This window comes from Streptomyces sp. NPDC056734 (assembly GCF_042790455.1).
Taxonomy (GTDB): Bacteria; Actinomycetota; Actinomycetes; order Streptomycetales; family Streptomycetaceae; genus Streptomyces.
Genome location: NZ_JBHTZD010000037.1, coordinates 51,194 through 69,281, shown reverse-complemented (window position 1 = coordinate 69,281; position 18,088 = coordinate 51,194). Strand labels below are relative to the sequence as shown.

Below are 18,088 nucleotides of genomic sequence, written 5' to 3'. Positions count from 1 at the left end.
GGATAGGTGCAGTGCAGCTTGACCGCGAGCGGCTCGGCACGCAGCCGCGTGTGCAGCAGCGCCAGCCGCCACACCGTGCGCGGGGTGGGCGTGGCGGGCAGTACGGCGATCAGATCGAGGTCGCTGCGGCCCTCCTGGTAGTCCCCGCCGGCCAGTGAGCCGTGCGCCCAGACGGCGACCGGGCGAAAGGGCGCGAGGCCGGTGACGAACCGGCCGAGCAGGGTGCGGGTCGGGGGCGGGTCCTCGAACGGGAGCTGTTCCTGGATCGGCATACGCCCAGTGTCCACAGGGTGCGCGGACCGGTACACCCGCCGCGCGCGGCCCCTGCCCGGGCGGCGCTGCGACTCACTCCAGGCCGTACACCCGGCGCGCGTTCCCGGCCGCGATCAGGCCGGCCACCCGGTGGGCGTCGCCCGGCGACCACGCCCCGTCGGTCACCCAGCCGCCCAGCACCCGGCTCAGCGCCTCCCGGAACAACCGCGCCCCGACGACATGCAGTTCGGGCAGCGCCCGGGCCCCGCTGGAGAACATGACCTTGCCGAAGGGGGCCAGCTCCAGGATCTCCGCGAGGACGGTCGCGGCCCGGGCGCCGGTACGCGCCAGGGCGGCCCCGGCGTCGGCGTACACATGCGGGAAGACGCCCGTGAGCTGGGCCGCGTGCCGGTGGTACGGGTAGCCGTGCAGCAGGATCAGATCGGTGCCGAGTCCGGCGGTGGCGCGGGCGAAGCCGGTGAGCAGGGCCGGGTCCATGCGGTCGCCGCGCAGGCCCGGTTCACCGAGCCCGGTGTGCAGTTGCAGGGGCGGACCGGCGGCGACGGCGATCCACAGCAGATGGCGCAGCAGTACCGGGTCGGTCAGCTCGTCGCCGGCCCGGCGTCCGGCCAGCCAGCGGCCCGCGGCGCCGCGCACCTCGCCGGGGCCGGGCCGTTCGGGCGCGAGGGCGAGACCGTGGCGGAGCCCGGCGACGGAGGTGAAGGCGACGGCGTGCACGGCGGCGCAGTGCAGGGACTCGGCGAGGTTGGCCAGGAAGGACTCGACGGTGCCGGAGGTGTCGGCGACCTGTTCGGCGAGGAGTTCCAGGCGGACGATCTCATGGGCGTCGGCGTCGGCGGCGGACGCCAGTTCGGCCGGGCCGGTGAGGTCGTCGGGCAGGCCGGTGTCGACGAGGTAGGTGGCGATGCCGCTCCCGCGTAACAGCCTTCGGCCGGATTCCAGGACGCCCAGTTCGCGGCGGCGGGCGAGGTAGTGGGCGGGGGGGCAGTGCGGTTCCAGGCCGAGCAGCGGGGGGCACCAGCGGCGTACCGCGAAACCGGTCTGGGTGTCGAAGAGGGTGGTGCCGGGGGCGGGCGGGCCCTCGGTGCGGGAGAGGTGGGCCTCGAAGGTGCCCAGGCCCAGTTCCGTACGGAGCACTCCGTGGCAGTACTGGTCCACCAGTGAGGGTGTGTCGATCATGGGGGCTCCCCGTTGTGGGCCGGTCCCTTCCGTGGGTTAACGGGTGAGCGTTGGTTCGGGTGTTGTGTGGGGGTGGTGTGGCTTGAATCGCGGGTGCGGGTGCGTTGTGGTTGCTCGCGCCCGCCCGGCGGAGCCGCATATCGACACAGCCCCGCGCCCCCAAGGGCGTCGGTCAGCCGCCGATCTGAATGCCTGCCATGCGCTTCCACTCGTACTCGCCTGTTCTCACCTTCGCGGCGAACTCGCCGTCGAAGGATTCATGGCGGGTGATGCCGGACTTCTCCACCGCCTGCTCGGCCACGGTGTAAGTGGGGGCCACCAGGTCGCCCCAGGTGCCGTCCTCGGCCACGAGGACGATGCGGGCGCCGCGTTCGCCGAGGTACGCGATCTGGCCCTCGGCGCCGCCGTGCTTCTTGGCGAAGGCGCCGATCTGCTTCGCGAGGCGGGCGGCCTTGCGCTCGTCGGCCTGCTGGGTGTCTGCCATGGTCAGGATGCTACCGAGGGGTAAGGGGGTGGGGTACGTGACGCTTGCCTCAGGGCTCCCGCAGGGGCTAGCGCAGGAAGGGGTCGACGGCCACGGCGACGAACAGCAGCGACACATAGGTGATCGACCAGTGGAACAGGCGCATCTCCTTGAGCTTGCCGCCCGTCACCTCCGCTTTCGCGCGGTTCTGGAGCCCGTGTGCCTCCCAGAGCCACCAGCCGCCCGCGGCCAGCGCGACGGTCGTGTAGAACCAGCCGGTGTAGCCGAGCGGGGTGAGCAGCAGGGAGACGGCGACCATGACCCAGCTGTAGATCACGATCTGCTGGGCGACCACCTTGTTCGAGGCGATCACCGGGAGCATGGGGACGCCGACGCGCGCGTAGTCCTCGCGGACCTTCATGGACAGCGGCCAGTAGTGCGGCGGGGTCCAGAAGAAGATGACGAGGAAGAGGATGAGGGGGGCCCAGGAGAGCGAGTTGGTCACCGCGGACCAGCCGATCAGGACCGGCATGCAGCCCGCGATGCCGCCCCACACGATGTTCTGCGAGGTGCGGCGCTTGAGGATCATCGTGTAGACGACGACGTAGAAGAGGAGGGCGCCGAGGGAGAGCCAGGCGGAGAGCCAGTTGACGGCGAGGCCGAAGAGGAGGGTGGAGGCGATGGCGAGGGTGATGCCGAACGCCAGGCACTCGCGGGGGCCGACCATGCCGGTGACGAGGGGGCGCTGGGAGGTGCGGTCCATCAGCGCGTCGATGTCACGGTCGATGTACATGTTGAGGGCGTTGGCGCCGCCCGCGGAGAGATAGCCGCCGACGCAGGTGAGCAGCACCAGCAGGAGGTCGGGCACGCCCTGCTCCGCCAGGAACATCACCGGAACGGTGGTGATCAGCAGCAGCTCGATGATCCGCGGCTTGGTCAGCGCCACGAACGCCTTGACACGGGCCCCGAACGGCCGGTGACTCGGGCTCTGGCTCGTCCCGATAACCCCCGCAGGACGGGATTCAACGGCCGTCACGCACACCCCTGACAGAGACATCCCAGCAGGCCCCCCGTGTGAAGTCCGGGTAAAGGCCCGCGCGTACCACGCCACTGTAGACGTTGCCCAGACCCGGACATTCGCGGGGGTGGTGTCGTGTCCGAGGCTGCCTCCGGAAGAGCCATATGGGACGCCCGAACGCGGGTGAAGGCACGGGGTGCGGGGTGCGCGGCGCGGGCTTGGGCACGGGGTGCGGGGTGCGCGGCGCGCGCTTGGGCACGGGGTGCGGGGGTGCGCGGCACGCGCTAGGCACAGGGTGCGGGGTGCGGGGTGCGGGGTGCGGGGTGCGCGCTAGGGCACAGGGTGAGGGGATGCGCGGCACGCGCGAGAGCACGGGGTGCGCGGCACGCGCGAGGGGCTGGGCGGCGCCTTCCGGGCGGATGCGCGCGGGGGGCTGCGGCGGGCCTCGGCGCCTTCCGGGCGGACCCACGCGGGGAAGCCGTGACCGACCCCAGCACCTCCCGACCGACCCACGCGCGGAAGCCGTGACCGACCCCAGCACCTCCCGACCGACCCACGCGCGCAAGCCGTGACCGACCCCAGCACCTCCCGACCGACCCCGTACAGACTCAACCCCGCACCTCCCCGCCCCCCAAGGGCCCCCGGATCATCCGCGCGCGACCCCCACGCAACCCCTCCCCGACCCGACGCCACCCCATCGCAAGCCCCCCGACCCGACCCGGCCCCCACAACCCTCCCCCTCCCGCAATCCGGCGCACCCCCGCGCCCCCCGAACAGCCTCAGACCCACCCCCCGCCCACCCCCCACCCACACCCCCGCGCGAGCGCGCCCCCGCTCCATTGAGTACTCGGACGAGCGGGGGCGTAATCAGTTGCCGGGGTGGGGATCCGGTGCGGTCGGGAGGCGGATCGGGGGAAGTCCCGGCAGTCTGGAAATGACGCGGAAAACGCCCTGAGGACCAGGGGTAGGCTCGACAGCGGCCGGGCGCCCGATGCGCCGGCATGCGACATGCGTGACATGTGGAGAGGAGCCCTGACCCAGGGTGAGCACCAAGCCGACGACCACAGATCTCGACTGGACCGAGCTGGACCAGCGGGCCGTCGACACGGCCCGAGTCCTGGCCGCCGACGCCGTACAGAAGGTCGGTAACGGCCATCCCGGTACGGCCATGAGCCTCGCGCCCGCCGCGTACACCCTGTTCCAGAAGGTGATGCGACACGACCCGGCGGACGCCGACTGGGTCGGGCGGGATCGTTTCGTGCTGTCCGCCGGACATTCGTCCCTGACGCTCTACACCCAGCTGTACCTGGCCGGTTTCGGCCTGGAGCTGGACGACCTGAAGGCGTTCCGGACGTGGGGGTCGAAGACCCCGGGACACCCCGAGTACGGGCACACCACCGGGGTGGAGACCACGACGGGTCCGCTCGGGCAGGGGGTCGCCAACGCCGTCGGGATGGCGATGGCCGCGCGCTACGAGCGGGGGCTGTTCGACCCGGACGCCCCGGAGGGCGGCTCGCCCTTCGACCACTTCATCTACTGCATCGCCGGTGACGGCTGCCTCCAGGAGGGCATCTCCGCCGAGGCGTCCTCGATGGCGGGCCACCAGAAGCTCGGCAATCTGGTGCTGCTGTGGGACGACAACCACATCTCGATCGAGGGCGACACGGAGACCGCGGTCTCCGAGGACACCGTCAAGCGGTACGAGGCGTACGGCTGGCATGTGCAGCGCGTCGCGCCCAAGCCGGACGGCGATCTGGACCCGCACGCCCTCTACAACGCGATCGAGGCCGCGAAGCAGGTGACCGACCGGCCGTCGTTCATCGCGATGCGCTCGATCATCGCCTGGCCGGCGCCGCACGCGCAGAACACCGAGGCCGCGCACGGCTCGGCGCTGGGCGAGGAGGAGGTCGCGGCCACCAAGCGCGTCCTGGGCTTCGATCCGGAGCAGACCTTCGAGGTGTCGGACGCGGTCATCGGCCACACCCGTGAGGCCGTCGAGCGGGGCCGCCAGGCCCGTGCCGATTGGGAGAAGTCGTTCCAGGAGTGGCGCGGCAACAACCCGGCGCGCGCCACCGAGTTCGACCGGATCGCCGCGGGTGAGCTGCCGGCCGGCTGGGAGGAGAAGATCCCGGTCTTCGAGGCGGGCAAGGGGGTCGCCACCCGGGCCGCGTCCGGCAAGGTGCTCCAAGCGCTCGGCGCGGTGATCCCGGAGCTGTGGGGCGGCTCGGCCGACCTGGCGGGCTCCAACAACACCACGATCGACAAGACGTCGTCGTTCCTCCCGGCGGGCAACCCGCTGCCCGAGGCGAACCCTTACGGCCGCACGATCCACTACGGCATCCGCGAGCACTCGATGGGCGCGGAGATCAACGGCATCGCGCTGCACGGCAACACCCGTATCTACGGCGGCACCTTCCTGGTGTTCTCCGACTACATGCGCAACGCGGTGCGGCTGTCGGCACTCATGCATCTGCCGGTGACGTTCGTGTGGACGCACGACTCGATCGGGCTCGGCGAGGACGGCCCGACGCACCAGCCGGTGGAGCACCTGGCCGCGCTGCGGGCGATCCCGGGGCTGAACATCGTCCGCCCGGCCGACGCCAACGAGACGGCGATCGCCTGGCGGGAGATCCTGCGCCGCTACACCAAGGAGTTCGGCAAGGGCGCCCCGCACGGACTGGCGCTGACCCGCCAGGGCGTGCCGACGTACCCGCACAACGAGGACGCGGCGCGTGGCGGCTACGTACTGGCCGAGGCCGGCTCGGGCACGCCCGAGGTGATCCTGATCGCGACCGGCTCCGAGGTGCATGTCGCCGTCGAGGCGCGCGAGGCCCTGGAGGCCGACGGGGTGCCGACGCGGGTCGTGTCGATGCCGTCGGTGGAGTGGTTCGAGGAGCAGGACCGGGCGTACCGGGAGAGCGTGCTGCCGCCGTCGGTGCGGGCCCGGGTGTCCGTCGAGGCGGGGATCGGACTGACCTGGCACAAGTACGTCGGTGACGCCGGGCAGATCGTCTCGCTGGAGCACTTCGGGGCGTCCGCGGACGGGAAGGTGCTCTTCAGGGAGTTCGGCTTCACCGCCGAGAATGTCGCCGACAAGGCGAGGGAATCGCTGGCCACCGTACGGGAATCGAACGCCGCCGCCCGGCGCTGACGCTGATATACGACACGTAGGAGATGCAATTTCCATGACGGACGCACTGAAGCGCCTCTCCGAGGAAGGCGTCGCGATCTGGCTGGACGATCTGTCGCGCAAGCGGATCACGTCCGGCAATCTGGCCGAGCTGATCGACCAGAGCCATGTCGTCGGTGTCACCACCAATCCGACGATCTTCCAGAAGGCGATCAGCAGCGGCGATGGTTACGAGCAGCAGCTCGCCGACCTGGCCGCGCGCAAGGTCACCGTGGACGAGGCCGTACGGATGATCACCACGGCGGACGTCCGGGACGCGGCCGACATCCTGCGCCCGGTGTTCGACACGACGAACGGGCAGGACGGCCGGGTCTCCATCGAGGTGGACCCGCGGCTGGCCCACAACACGACGGCCACCGTCGCCGAGGCCAAGCAGCTGGCCTGGCTGGTGGACCGCCCCAACACGCTGATCAAGATCCCGGCGACCCGGGCGGGCCTGCCGGCCATCACCGAGGTGATCGGCAACGGCATCAGCGTGAATGTAACGCTGATCTTCTCGCTGGAGCGGTACCGCGAGGTCATGGACGCCTACCAGGCGGGTCTGGAGAAGGCGCGGGCCAAGGGCCTGGACCTGTCCCTGATCCACTCGGTGGCGTCCTTCTTCGTGTCCCGCGTGGACACCGAGATCGACCAGCGCCTGGACGCGCTGGGCACCGCCGAGGCGAAGGCGGCCCGCGGCAAGGCCGCCGTCGCCAACGCGCGCCTCGCCTACCAGGCGTACGAGGAGGTCTTCTCCACCGCGCGCTGGACGGCGCTGGAGCAGGCGGGCGCCAACAAGCAGCGTCCGCTGTGGGCGTCGACCGGCGTGAAGGACCCCGCGTACAAGGACACCCTGTACGTGGACGAGCTGGTGGCGCCGAACACGGTGAACACCATGCCGGAGGCTACCTTGGTGGCCACCGACGACCACGGCGAGATCACCGGGAACACCATCGCCGGGACCTATGAGCAGGCACGCGGTGAGCTGGACGCCGTGGAGAAGCTCGGGATCTCGTACGACGAGGTGGTCCAGGTGCTGGAGGACGAGGGCGTCGACAAGTTCGAGGCGTCCTGGAACGACCTGCTGGCGTCCACCGAGGCGGTACTCGAGCGCCTCGCCCCATCGGAGGGCTGACATCTTGTCCCCCCAGACCGGTAGCGGGGCGAACCCGCTCCGTGACCCCGCAGACCGACGGCTCCCGCGTATCGCGGGGCCGTCGGGCCTGGTCATCTTTGGCGTCACGGGCGATTTGTCCCGGAAGAAGCTGATGCCCGCGGTGTATGACCTCGCGAACCGGGGTCTGCTGCCGCCCGGCTTCTCGCTGGTCGGGTTCGCCCGCCGCGAGTGGCAGAACGAGGACTTCGCGCAGGAGGTCCACGACGCGGTCAAGGAGCACGCCCGTACCCCGTTCCGCGAGGAGGTCTGGCAGCAGCTCATCCAGGGGATGCGTTTCGTGCAGGGCACCTTCGACGACGACGACGCGTTCGAGCGGCTCCGCGACACCATCGAGGAGCTGGACAAGGCGCAGGGCACCGGCGGCAACTTCGCCTTCTATCTGTCCGTGCCGCCCCGGTCCTTCCCGGTGGTCATCCAGCAGCTGAAGAAGCACCAGCTGGCCGACCAGACGAACGGCTCCTGGCGCCGCGCGGTGATCGAGAAGCCGTTCGGGCACGATCTGGCGTCGGCCGAGGAGCTGAACAAGGTCGTCCACGAGGTCTTCGCCCCGGACCAGGTCTTCCGGATCGATCACTACCTGGGCAAGGAGACCGTCCAGAACATCCTGGCGCTGCGCTTCGCCAACACCATGTTCGAGCCGATCTGGAACCGGTCCTTCGTGGACCATGTGCAGATCACCATGGCCGAGGACATCGGCATCGGCGGCCGGGCCGGGTACTACGACGGCATCGGCGCCGCCCGGGACGTCATCCAGAACCACCTCCTCCAGCTGGCGGCGCTGACCGCCATGGAGGAGCCCGCCTCCTTCGACGCGGACGCGCTGGCCGCCGAGAAGACCAAGGTGCTCGGCGCGGTCAGGCTGCCCAGGGACCTGGGCCGGGACACCGTGCGCGCCCAGTACGCGGCGGGCTGGCAGGGCGGCGAGAAGGCGGTCGGGTATCTGGAGGAGGAGGGCATCGATCCCCGGTCGAAGACGGACACGTACGCCGCCGTGAAGCTGGAGATCGACAATCGCCGCTGGGCGGGCGTCCCCTTCTATCTGCGCACCGGCAAGCGGCTCGGCCGCCGGGTCACCGAGATCGCGGTGGTCTTCCAGCGGGCCCCGCACTCCCCCTTCGACAGCACGGCCACCGAGGAACTCGGGCAGAACGCCATCGTCATCCGGGTCCAGCCCGACGAGGGCGTCACCGTCCGCTTCGGCTCCAAGGTGCCCGGCACCTCGATGGAGATCCGGGACGTGTCCATGGACTTCGCGTACGGCGAGTCCTTCACGGAGTCCAGCCCCGAGGCGTACGAGCGGCTGATCCTGGATGTGCTGCTCGGCGACTCCAACCTGTTCCCGCGCACCGAGGAGGTCGAGCTGTCCTGGCGGATCCTCGACCCGATCGAGCGGTACTGGGACGCGAACGGCAGGCCCGCGCAGTATCCGTCCGGGACCTGGGGTCCCATCGAAGCGGACGAGATGCTCGAACGAGACGGACGGAGCTGGCGCCGGCCATGAAGACAGACCTCACCGACACCACGGCCAGCAAGATCAACAAGGCGCTGGTGCAGGGCCGCCGCGCGGTCGGCACACCCGCCGTCGGCATGGTCCTCACCCTGGTCATCGTCACCGACGAGGAGAACGCCTACGACGCCCAGCGCGCCGCGAACGACGCCTCGCGCGAGCATCCCTCGCGCAAGCTCGTCGTGATCAAGCGGCATGCCCGCACCCCGCGCGACCGCACCCAGTCCCGGCTGGACGCGGAGGTGCGGGTGGGCGCGGACGCCGGCACCGGCGAGACGGTCGTGCTGCGGCTGTACGGCGAGGTGGTGGACCACGCCCAGTCGGTGGTGCTGCCGCTGCTGCTCCCCGACGCCCCGGTGGTCGTCTGGTGGCCGGTCGGCGCCCCGCTCGACCCGGCGAGCGATCCGCTGGGCGCCCTCGCCCAGCGCCGGGTCACCGACACCTACGCCGCCGAGCAGCCGGTGCGGGAGCTGACCGAGCGCGCCGCGACCTACACCCCCGGCGACACCGACCTGTCCTGGACCCGGATCACGCCCTGGCGCTCGATGCTGGCGGCGGCCCTGGACCAGGTGGTGTGCGAGGTCAAGGGGGTGGAGGTCGAGGGCGAGGAGTTCAACCCGAGCTGTGAGCTGCTCGCCATGTGGCTCGCGGACCGGCTGGACGTGCCGGTCAAGCGCTCGCTGTCGGGCGGGCCGGGGCTGACCGCCGTACGGCTGGCCACGGACTGCGGGGCGATCGTGCTGGACCGGGCGGACGGGTCGCTGGCGACGCTGTCCATCGAGGGCCAGCCGGACCGGGCGGTGGCGCTCAAGCGGCGGGAGACGGCCGAGCTGATCGCGGAGGAGCTGCGCCGGCTGGACCCGGACGACACCTACGCGTCGGCGCTGCGGTTCGGGGTGGAGCGGCTGAACGCGTCGGTGGCGCCGGAGGCCACCGGGGCGGAGGCGGCGGAGGCTTCGACGGCCGACGCTTCGACGGCGGACGCTTCGGCCAAGCCCGCGAAGAAGGCCCCCGCCAGGTCCGCCAAGAAGGCGGCGGCCAAGTGAACACCCCGCAGCTGGTCGTGCACCGCGACAAGGAGCTGATGGCCGAGGCCGCCGCCGCCCGGCTGATCACGAAGGTGGTGGACGCGCAGGCGTCCCGGGGCAGTGCCTCGATCGTGCTGACCGGCGGACGAGGCGGCAACGGTCTGCTGGCCGCGCTCGCCGCCGCGCCCGCCCGGGACGCCGTCGACTGGGGGCGCCTGGACCTGTGGTGGGGCGATGAGCGGTATCTCCCCGAGGGTGACCCGGAGCGCAATGTCACCCAGGCCCGTCAGGCGCTGCTCGACTCCGTGCCGCTGGACCCGAAGCGCGTGCACCCGATGCCCGCGTCGGACGGTCCGTACGGCGCGGATGTGGACGCCGCCGCCGCCGCGTACGCCGGGGAACTGGCGGACGCGTCGGGCCCGGAGAACCATGGCGCGGTGCCCGTCTTCGACGTGCTGCTGCTGGGCGTGGGCCCGGACACCCATGTGGCGTCCCTCTTCCCGGAGCTTCCCGCGGTGCGGGAGACGGACCGTACGGTGGTCGGTGTGCACGGTGCTCCCAAGCCGCCGCCGGTCCGGGTCTCGCTGACCCTCCCGGCGATCCGGGCGGCCCGTGAGGTGTGGCTGCTGGCGGCGGGCGAGGACAAGGCGAACGCGGTCGCGATGGCCCTGTCGGGCGCGGGCGAGATCCAGTCCCCGGCAGCGGGCGCCAGGGGCCGCGCCCGCACCCTGTGGCTCCTGGACTCGGCTGCGGCGTCACAGTTGCCGAGGTCGCTGTATCCGCCGGCTTCGCCCTGAGGCCGGGGCGCAAGGTGCCCCAGGTTTGGGGCCTGGGGCCCAGGCCAGAGGTTGCAGCCCTGGGTCCGGCCCTGACGGCTGCGCCGTGAGCCTGCGCCCCGGACCCCGAAGCCTCGGGGCCCCGGACCCGAGGTCCCGGTCATTCCCCCGCCGACCCGGCGACCGGCCGACCCGGTCCATGGGTAACCCAGTCCAGGGCAACGCACGACCCCCGTGACCGACACCGGGCCCGCCCTCCGCTTGGGGCGGGCCCGGTTCGGTGCGGGACGACCGGTCCGTCCGTCCTTTCGGCCGGACCCGGCATCCTGGTTCCCCCGTCGGCGCCAGCATGGGAGGTGAACGCCGATGGGGAGTTCACGGCCCGGTCCACCACCCCGGGCCCGGCTCCTGGGCGTACCACCGGGCCCGGCGCCAGGCTCGTAAGACCGGACCCGGAGCCCAGCCCGTACGACCGGCCCCAAGCCCCCCCCGTACGACCGGACCCGAGACCCACCCCGTACACCTCGGCCCGCCGCCCCCTACTTGACCGAGCCCGCCATCACCCCCTGTACGAAATGGCGTTGGAAGGCGAAGAACACGACGACCGGGACCACCAGGGAGAGGAACGCGCCGGGGGCGAGGACGTCGATGTTGCTGCCGAACTGGCGGATCTGGGACTGGAGTTCCACCGTCAGCGGCTGTGAGGACGTGTCCGCGAAGAGCAGCGCCACCAGCATGTCGTTCCACACCCACAGGAACTGGAAGATGGCGAGGCTGGCGAGGGCCGGTCTGCCCACCGGCAGCACCAGGCGGGTGAAGATCCGCCACTCGGTGCCGCCGTCCATCCGGGCCGCCTCCAGCATCTCCTTGGGGATCTCCGCGAAGTAGTTGCGCAGCAGGAACACCGCGAAGGGGAGCCCGTAGGCGACATGGAAGAGGACCACGCCCGGGATGGTGCCGAACAGGCCCAGCTGGCCGAAGAGCTTGGCGACCGGCAGCAGTCCGATCTGCACCGGCACCACCAGCAGCGCCACCACCAGCAGGAAGAGCGGCTCGCGGAGGGGGAAGTCCAGCCAGGCGAAGGCGTATCCGGCGAGCGCGGCGACCACCACGACCAGGGCGGTGGTGGGGACCGAGATCAGGACGGTGTTCCAGAAGGCGCGGGTGATGCCGGAGTTCTCCAGCAGCGTCGAGTAGTTGTCGAAGGACAGCTGCCCGGGGCTGGTGAACACGGTCCACCAGCCGCCCCGCGCGGTGTCCTCGGCGGACCGCAGCGACGACAGGAACAGCCCGGCGAGCGGGGTCATCCAGACCAGCCCGACGACCACGAGGAAGGCCTGGACGACGGCGCTGCTCAGTCCGCGCCGGATCACGTTCATCCCTGACTCCTTCGGAAACGGCGGACGTTGAAGACCATCGCGGGGATCACCAGCAGCAGGAGCAGCACTCCGAGCGCGCTGCCGAGGCCCTGGTCGTTGCCGCCGCCGAAGGACACCAGCCACATCTGGGTGGCGAGCACGGTCGCGTCCTCCTGCACGGGACCGGGCGCGATGATGTAGACGAGGTCGAAGACCTTCATCACATTGATCACCAGGGTGATGAAGACGACCATGAGGACGGGTGCCAGCAGCGGCACGGTGATCCTCCGGAAGATCTGCCATTCGTTCGCCCCGTCGATCCGGGCCGCCTCCAGCGCGTCCCGTGGCAGCGTGGCCAGCCCGGCGCCGATCAGCACCATGGAGAAGCCGGTCCAGATCCACAGGTAGGCGCCGATGATGGCCGGGGTGACCAGGGTCGGGCCGAGCCAGGAGATCCCGTCGTAGGGCGGGGCGAAGTTGGACCCGGGCAGCCGCAGGGCGTACGAGCCGCCGTCGAGGCCGCTGAAGCGGAAGGACCCGTCGGCGCCCGTGGTGGTGGTCGCGACGGCACTGCCGTCCCGTACGGCCTCCACGGTCATGCCGGGCAGTCCGCTCTCCCCGTCGTCGACCTGTCCCTGCGCTCCGCCGCCGCCCGCGGTGAAGTCCAGGTAGACCACCCCGCGCAGTTCGTCGGCGGCGGCCGGGACCGAGGCGGCGCCGGCGGCGGGGACGGCGTCCTCGGGAAGGTCGCGCGGGTCCACCCCGACCAGGCCGAGCGCCGTGGAACTGCCCGGCGACAGGGCCGTCCCGGTGGCGTACGAGCCGTCCTGGCCCGGGGTCAGGCCCTGGCCCTCACGGGCGCGGGCGCCCGGGTAGGAGGAGGTGCCGGAGAAGGTGTCGTGGACGGCGACGGCCGCGGCGTTCAGGACGCCCTTGTCGGGGTCCTCGTCGTAGGCGAGCCGGAAGATGATGCCGGCGGCGAGGAAGGACACCGCCATCGGCATGAACAGCAGCAGCTTGAAGGCGGTCGCCCAGCGGATCTTCTCGACCAGCACGGCGAGGATCAGTCCGAGGCCGGTGAGCAGCACCGGGGCCACGACGACCCAGATCGCGGTGTTGCGGATGGCTTTGACGGTGACGGGGTCGCGGAAGATCTCCGCGTAGTTGCCGCCGCCGACGAAGTCGCTGCCGGAGGCGTCGAAGAAGCTGCGGCCGACCGAGAACAGCACCGGGTAGACCACGAGCGCGCCGAGCAGCAGCAGCGCCGGCAGCACGAAGAGCACGGAGGCGGTCCGGCCCCGCCGCCGGGCCCGCCGCGCGTGGTCCGCGGCGGAGTCCGGCGGCGGGGTGCCCGCCTCTTTCACGAGGGTGGCGGTCACGATCAGTCCTGGTACGCCTTGGCCGCCGCGGCCTCCAGTTGACCGGCGGTCGCGGTCGGGTCGGACGGGTCGCGCAGGAAGTCCTGGAGGATCTTCCACTCGCCCGCGCCCTTGGTGCCGCCGAACGCCGCCGGGGCCTGGTCGGACATGTCGAACCGGACCGCGTCGCCCGCGTCGATCAGGGACTGGGCGGTCGCCCGGGTCACGTCGTCGGGGTAGCCGGCCAGGTCCATCGACTTGTTCGGGGAGAGATAGCCGCCGAGTCCGGCCCAGACGGCCGCCGCCTCGGGGGTCGCCAGCCACTCCACGAAGGCCATGCCGGCCTCCTGGTTCTTGCCCTCCTTGATGACCACGGCCGCGTCGCCGCCGCTGACCACCGGCGGCTCGCCGCCGTCGACGGCCGGGAAGGGGAAGAAGTTCGCGTCCTCGCCGATGGTCCTGCCGTACTCGTCCTTGGCGACGGCGGCCACGAAGTCGCCCTCGTAGACCATGCCGGCCTCCGGCTGCGGTCCGAAGACCTTCTCGACCGAGCCGGGGAAGTCGGTGTTCAGGGCGCCGTTCTGGCCGCCCGCGATCAGCTGCTCGTCCTGGAACAGCTCGCCGAGGGTGGTGAGCGCCTCGACGACCGAGGCGTCGGTCCACTTCAGCTCGTGCGCGGCGAGGGCGTCGTACTTCTCGGGCCCGGCCTGGGAGAGGTAGATGTTCTCGAACCAGTCGGTGAGGGTCCACCCGTCCTGCCCTGCGACGGCGAACGCCGCGAGCCCGGAGTCGGAGACGGTCTGCCCGGCCGTGAGCATCTCGTCGTACGTCGTCGGCGACTCGACGCCGGCCTGGGCGAGGGCGTCGGGGCTGTACCAGACGGTGGACTTGTGGGCGGCCTTGAAGTAGACGCCGTAGAGGGAGCCGTCGACGCTGCCGTAGTTCTTCCACACCGGGGCGAAGTTGGCGTCGACCGAGTCCTGGGTGGTCTGGGACAGCTCCTGGAGCCAGCCTTCCTGGGCGAACTGCTGGAGCACGCCGACCTGCGGGACCATCACGACGTCCGGGGCGTTGCCGCCCTCGATCTTGCTGCCGACGACGGTGGAGACATTGTCGCCGGTGGAGGCGAACTCGGTCTTGGCGCCGGTCTGCTCGGTGAAGGCGTCCAGCACCTTCTGGAAGTTCTGCTGCTCGGTGCCGGACCAGACCCCGGCGACGGACACGGTCTGCCCGCTGAGCGGCTTGTCGCCGCCCCCGGCGGAGACATCGCCGTCGCCACCGCAGGCGGTGAGCGTGACGGCGAGGACGAGGGTGGTGCATCCGGTGAGGAGGGTGGTACGTCGTCGTATCATCGTTGATATCCCTTCGGCGGATGAGCGGTTGACGCCGAGTGATCGGCGTCGGACGCCGGGCGGCCAGTGGTGGCTCACTGGTCGCTCAGCCACCAGGCGGCGGTGGAGCCGGGCAGGACGCCTGCCGGGCACGGGCCGCTGGAGAGCAGTGGAGTGCCGGAGACCGGCGCGGGCACGGGTGCGGTGGTGAAGTTCACGGCGCATTCCAGTCCGCCGCCCCGCTCGAAGACGAGGACGCCGGGCTGCCGGTCCAGCCGGAGCCAGATCCCGTCCACGCCGCGCTTGCGCAGGTAGGGAAGTCCCGCGCGGACTCCGGCCAGATCGCCGATGCCGTCACCCGTGCCGTCCAGGAAACTGCGGACGTACACCTGATAGATCGCTGCGTCGCGCCACCAGTGGCGCCCCGTGAGGGTCGGTCGAATCACCCCGGTTGGCCTGTCTGTGCGAGCCGACGTTATGCATACATGTTAAGTAGGCATGTCGTAAGAGTGTCAATGAACGTGCGGAAGCTATCGGGGAGTTGGGGGATGATGTCCCGAAAAATCGGGGCACCCGGGAGCAGATGAGACCGGGAAGTTACCTAACATGTAACTAAGAGGTGGGCGAAGAAGAGACGAAAGGGGGCCGGCCCACGCACCGCCGCCGCGTGCTCAGCCGCTGGAGACCGCCGCCAGCTCGCTCGCCAGCCGCCGTACCGCCGCCGCGGGCGTCTGCCGCCCGGTCAGCGCGTCCCGCACGACCGCCTGCACCACCAGGCTCACCTGGTCGTAGCGCGGGCTCTTGGGGCGCGGGGCGGCCGCCAGCACGCTCTCCCGCAGGGTCGGCAGATAGGGGAACGCGCGGATCAGCTCCGGGTCCTCGTACAGGTCGGCCCGCACCGGCGGCAGCGCGCCCCGGGTCAGGACCTGGCGCTGGACGCTCTCGCCGGTGAGATAGGCGATCAGCCGGGCGGCCGTCTCGGGATGGCGGGCGGAACTGCTGACGGCGAGGTTGGAGCCGCCCAGGACGCTGGTGCCCGGCCCGTCCGGTCCCGGCAGCGGCACCGCGCCGATCTTCCCGGCGACCGGTGAGCCCGGCTCGGCGGCACCGACGTACGCGTACGGCCAGTTGCGCAGGAAGAGCAGCTCGCCGTCCTGGAACGCCTGTTTGGACTCCTCCTCCTTCCAGGTCAGCGCCTCCTGCGGGATCCAGCCCTCGCGCAGCCCGCGCGCCAGGAACCCGATGCCCTCGCGGGCCGCCTCCGAGTTGACGGTGACCCGCTCGCCCTCGTCGCCGAGGATGGTGCCGCCCGCCGAGTACACGGCCTCCGCCGCGTTCACGGTGAGCCCCTCGTAGGGCAGGAACTGGCCCGCGTAGCCGTCGAGCCCGTACTTCGGCGCGACCCTCTCCGCGTAGGACTCCAGTTCGGCCCAGGTGCGCGGCGGCTCCAGGCCCTCGCGCTCCAGGATGTCCGCGCGGTAGAGCAGCAGCCCGGCGTTGGTGACGTAGGGGACCGCGTACAGGCGGCCGTCGTAGGTCGCGGTGTCGACGACCGGCGGCAGGAAGGTGTCCAGCGGGAACGACTCGCGCGGCAGCGGGCGGATCCAGCCCGCGGCGGCGAACTGGGAGGTCCAGTTGACGTCGATGTTGAGGATGTCGAACCGGCTGCGGTCGCCCGAGCGCAGATCGGTCTGCATCTGCGCGTAGGTCTCGTCGGAGGAGTCGGGCAGTTCGACCAGGGTGATGTGCTCGTCGGGGTGGGTGCGGTTCCAGCCGTCGAGGACCGAGCCCAGATAGCCGGTGAGATCGCCGCCGGTGGCCAGGGTGAGCGGCCCGCGCCCGCCCCCTTGCCCCTCGCCGGCGTGCGCCCCGGAGGCGACATGGCCGGTCAGGACCACGGCGAGGGCGAGCAGCCCCCTACCCGCGGCCCGCGTCCACCGCATAGGTTCCTCCCCGTGCGCCCCTCCCGGGCAGCGTCGCCCAACGCTGCCATGTATACCCGTTAGGTATGGGCGATACTAGGGCCTGGCGTCGGACGGGTGTCCGACGAGTGGCCCAAGGGCCTGCGGCCCGAGTGGCCCCAGGGCCCGCGGCACATCACCGAGAGGGCGAGGAGGAGAGCACTGGTGCGGCTGCCTCTCCTGGCCCTGCTCGCGCGCGGCCCGGCCCATGGATACGAGCTGAAGCAGGACCTTGAGCAACTACTGGGTGCCGCGTACCCTCAGCCGAACGTCGGCCAGATCTATGTGACCCTTAGCCGCCTCGAAAAGACGGGACTGATCGAGGGCGAGGACGTCGAGCAGGAGGGCCGGCCCAACAAGAAGGTCTACCACCTCACCGAGGCCGGGCGGGAAGCGCTGCGCGTCTGGTACGACGAGGTGTCGGACGAGCCCCGCGTGCGCGACGAGTTCTTCATGAAGCTGGCCCTCGCGCCCCGGACCGGCCTCGCCGACCAGATCGCCCTGATCAACAAGCAGCGGCGCCAGTACCTCAACACCATGCGCAGCCTGTCCAAGCTGGCCGCGACCGCGGACCGGGACAATCGCACGGCCCAGTTGCTGATCGAGGGGGCCATGCTGCATCTCCAGGCCGACCTCGACTGGCTGGAGAGGTGCCAGGAAGAACTGGAGGAGCTGGAGTGAGCGACGCCGCCCACGCCGACGCCACCGACCACGCCGCCGACCACGCCACCGGCACCGCTCCCCCGTCCGCGGGACCCGTGCTGCGCGCCGAGGGCCTGGTCAAGACGCATCACGGCGAGGGCGCTCCGGCGCATGCCGTGCGCGGGGTGGATCTGCGGGTCGAGCGGGGCGAGTTCGTCGCGGTCACCGGGCCGTCCGGGGCCGGGAAGTCCACGCTGCTGCATCTGCTGGGCGGGCTCCAGCGGCCGGACGCCGGGCGGATCTGGCTGGACGGCGAGTGCACCGACGCCTACAGCGAGGCCCGCTGGGCGATCCGGCGCCGTAAGCGGATCGGGATCGTCTTCCAGTTCTTCAACCTGGTCTCCAATCTGTCCGTCGCCGACAATGTGGAGCTGCCCGCGCTGCTCGCCGGGATGACCCCGCGCCAGGCCCGCGCCGAGCGGGAGCAACTGCTGGCCGAGCTGGGCCTGGTGGGCAAGGAGCGCGGCATGCCCGGCGAACTGTCCGGCGGCGAGCAGCAGCGGGTCGCACTCGCCCGCGCGCTGGTCAACCGGCCCCCGCTGCTGCTGGCCGACGAGCCCGCGGGCAGCCTGGACAGCAAGGGCACCCGCGAGGTCATCCGGCTGCTGGGCCGCTTCCACCAGCGCGGCCAGACCATCGTGCTGGTCACCCATGACGCCCGCCTCGCCAGCGCCGCCGACCGTGTGATCAGCTTCTTCGACGGACGGATAGCCGACGACGCGCCCCTGGACGGCACCCCGAAGCGGCGCGGGAGCGGCATATCCGGGGTGCTGGAGCTGAAGGACTGA

The 18,088-nt window shown here is 71.3% G+C and carries 16 protein-coding genes; 7 read left to right on the top strand and 9 right to left on the bottom strand.

Features of this window, described 5'->3' with window-relative positions:
- The 4 genes from ACFRFC_RS35885 to ACFRFC_RS35870 form a co-directional block, all read right to left on the bottom strand.
- Positions 1-272 (bottom strand): nucleotidyltransferase domain-containing protein (locus ACFRFC_RS35885; RefSeq protein ID WP_383112687.1); only part of this gene is annotated, 272 nt, incomplete at its 3' end.
- Positions 273-345: 73 nt separating this feature from the next.
- On the bottom strand, positions 346-1,452 hold the full coding sequence (locus ACFRFC_RS35880) for an amidohydrolase family protein (RefSeq protein WP_382688389.1): 1,107 nt from the start codon (positions 1,450-1,452) through the stop codon (positions 346-348).
- A gap of 172 nt (positions 1,453-1,624) precedes the next feature.
- The gene (locus tag ACFRFC_RS35875; RefSeq protein WP_382688392.1) at positions 1,625-1,936 is read right to left on the bottom strand and encodes a hypothetical protein; all 312 of its coding nucleotides are present in this window, start codon (positions 1,934-1,936) and stop codon (positions 1,625-1,627) included.
- Between the two features lie 67 nt (positions 1,937-2,003).
- Complete coding sequence (locus ACFRFC_RS35870) at positions 2,004-2,972, bottom strand: heme o synthase (RefSeq protein ID WP_382688395.1); 969 nt, start codon at positions 2,970-2,972, stop codon at positions 2,004-2,006.
- Between the two features lie 1,003 nt (positions 2,973-3,975).
- On the opposite strand from ACFRFC_RS35870, the gene tkt reads away from it, so the two are divergent.
- The 5 genes from tkt to pgl are packed head-to-tail and all read left to right on the top strand — an operon-like array spanning position 3,976 to position 10,611.
- Positions 3,976-6,084, top strand: a complete 2,109-nt coding sequence (tkt, locus tag ACFRFC_RS35865) for a transketolase (protein ID WP_382688398.1) — start codon at positions 3,976-3,978, stop codon at positions 6,082-6,084.
- Positions 6,085-6,118: 34 nt separating this feature from the next.
- Positions 6,119-7,237, top strand: coding sequence for a transaldolase (gene tal / locus ACFRFC_RS35860; protein WP_382688400.1), 1,119 nt, complete (start codon positions 6,119-6,121; stop codon positions 7,235-7,237).
- A gap of 4 nt (positions 7,238-7,241) precedes the next feature.
- Positions 7,242-8,780, top strand: coding sequence for a glucose-6-phosphate dehydrogenase (gene zwf, locus ACFRFC_RS35855; RefSeq protein ID WP_382688403.1), 1,539 nt, complete (start codon positions 7,242-7,244; stop codon positions 8,778-8,780).
- Positions 8,777-9,832, top strand: coding sequence for a glucose-6-phosphate dehydrogenase assembly protein OpcA (gene opcA, locus ACFRFC_RS35850; protein WP_382688406.1), 1,056 nt, complete (start codon positions 8,777-8,779; stop codon positions 9,830-9,832). Before zwf ends, opcA begins: the two co-directional genes overlap by 4 nt.
- Positions 9,829-10,611: a 6-phosphogluconolactonase gene (gene pgl, locus ACFRFC_RS35845; protein ID WP_382688408.1), complete on the top strand. Its 783-nt coding sequence runs from the start codon at positions 9,829-9,831 to the stop codon at positions 10,609-10,611. The genes opcA and pgl overlap by 4 nt, the downstream gene beginning before the upstream one ends.
- Before the next feature lie 518 nt (positions 10,612-11,129).
- Here pgl and ACFRFC_RS35840 read toward each other — a convergent pair.
- The 5 genes from ACFRFC_RS35840 to ACFRFC_RS35820 form a co-directional block, all read right to left on the bottom strand.
- A complete protein-coding gene (locus ACFRFC_RS35840; protein WP_382688411.1) occupies positions 11,130-11,969 on the bottom strand; it encodes a carbohydrate ABC transporter permease in 840 nt (279 codons plus the stop codon).
- On the bottom strand, positions 11,966-13,327 hold the full coding sequence (locus tag ACFRFC_RS35835; protein ID WP_382688414.1) for an ABC transporter permease subunit: 1,362 nt from the start codon (positions 13,325-13,327) through the stop codon (positions 11,966-11,968). The genes ACFRFC_RS35840 and ACFRFC_RS35835 overlap by 4 nt, the downstream gene beginning before the upstream one ends.
- Before the next feature lie 2 nt (positions 13,328-13,329).
- Positions 13,330-14,658 (bottom strand): ABC transporter substrate-binding protein, encoded by a 1,329-nt coding sequence (locus ACFRFC_RS35830; RefSeq protein WP_382688416.1) that lies wholly within the window; start codon positions 14,656-14,658, stop codon positions 13,330-13,332.
- 74 nt (positions 14,659-14,732) lie between these two features.
- Positions 14,733-15,080: a DUF3459 domain-containing protein gene (locus ACFRFC_RS35825; protein WP_382688788.1), complete on the bottom strand. Its 348-nt coding sequence runs from the start codon at positions 15,078-15,080 to the stop codon at positions 14,733-14,735.
- 228 nt (positions 15,081-15,308) lie between these two features.
- Positions 15,309-16,580, bottom strand: coding sequence for an ABC transporter substrate-binding protein (locus ACFRFC_RS35820; RefSeq protein ID WP_382688419.1), 1,272 nt, complete (start codon positions 16,578-16,580; stop codon positions 15,309-15,311).
- 183 nt (positions 16,581-16,763) lie between these two features.
- Between ACFRFC_RS35820 and ACFRFC_RS35815 the strand changes: the two genes are divergently transcribed.
- Together ACFRFC_RS35815 and ACFRFC_RS35810 are read left to right on the top strand one after the other, a co-directional pair.
- Positions 16,764-17,279, top strand: a complete 516-nt coding sequence (locus tag ACFRFC_RS35815; protein WP_382688422.1) for a PadR family transcriptional regulator — start codon at positions 16,764-16,766, stop codon at positions 17,277-17,279.
- A gap of 77 nt (positions 17,280-17,356) precedes the next feature.
- Positions 17,357-18,088 (top strand): ABC transporter ATP-binding protein, encoded by a 732-nt coding sequence (locus tag ACFRFC_RS35810; protein ID WP_382688791.1) that lies wholly within the window; start codon positions 17,357-17,359, stop codon positions 18,086-18,088.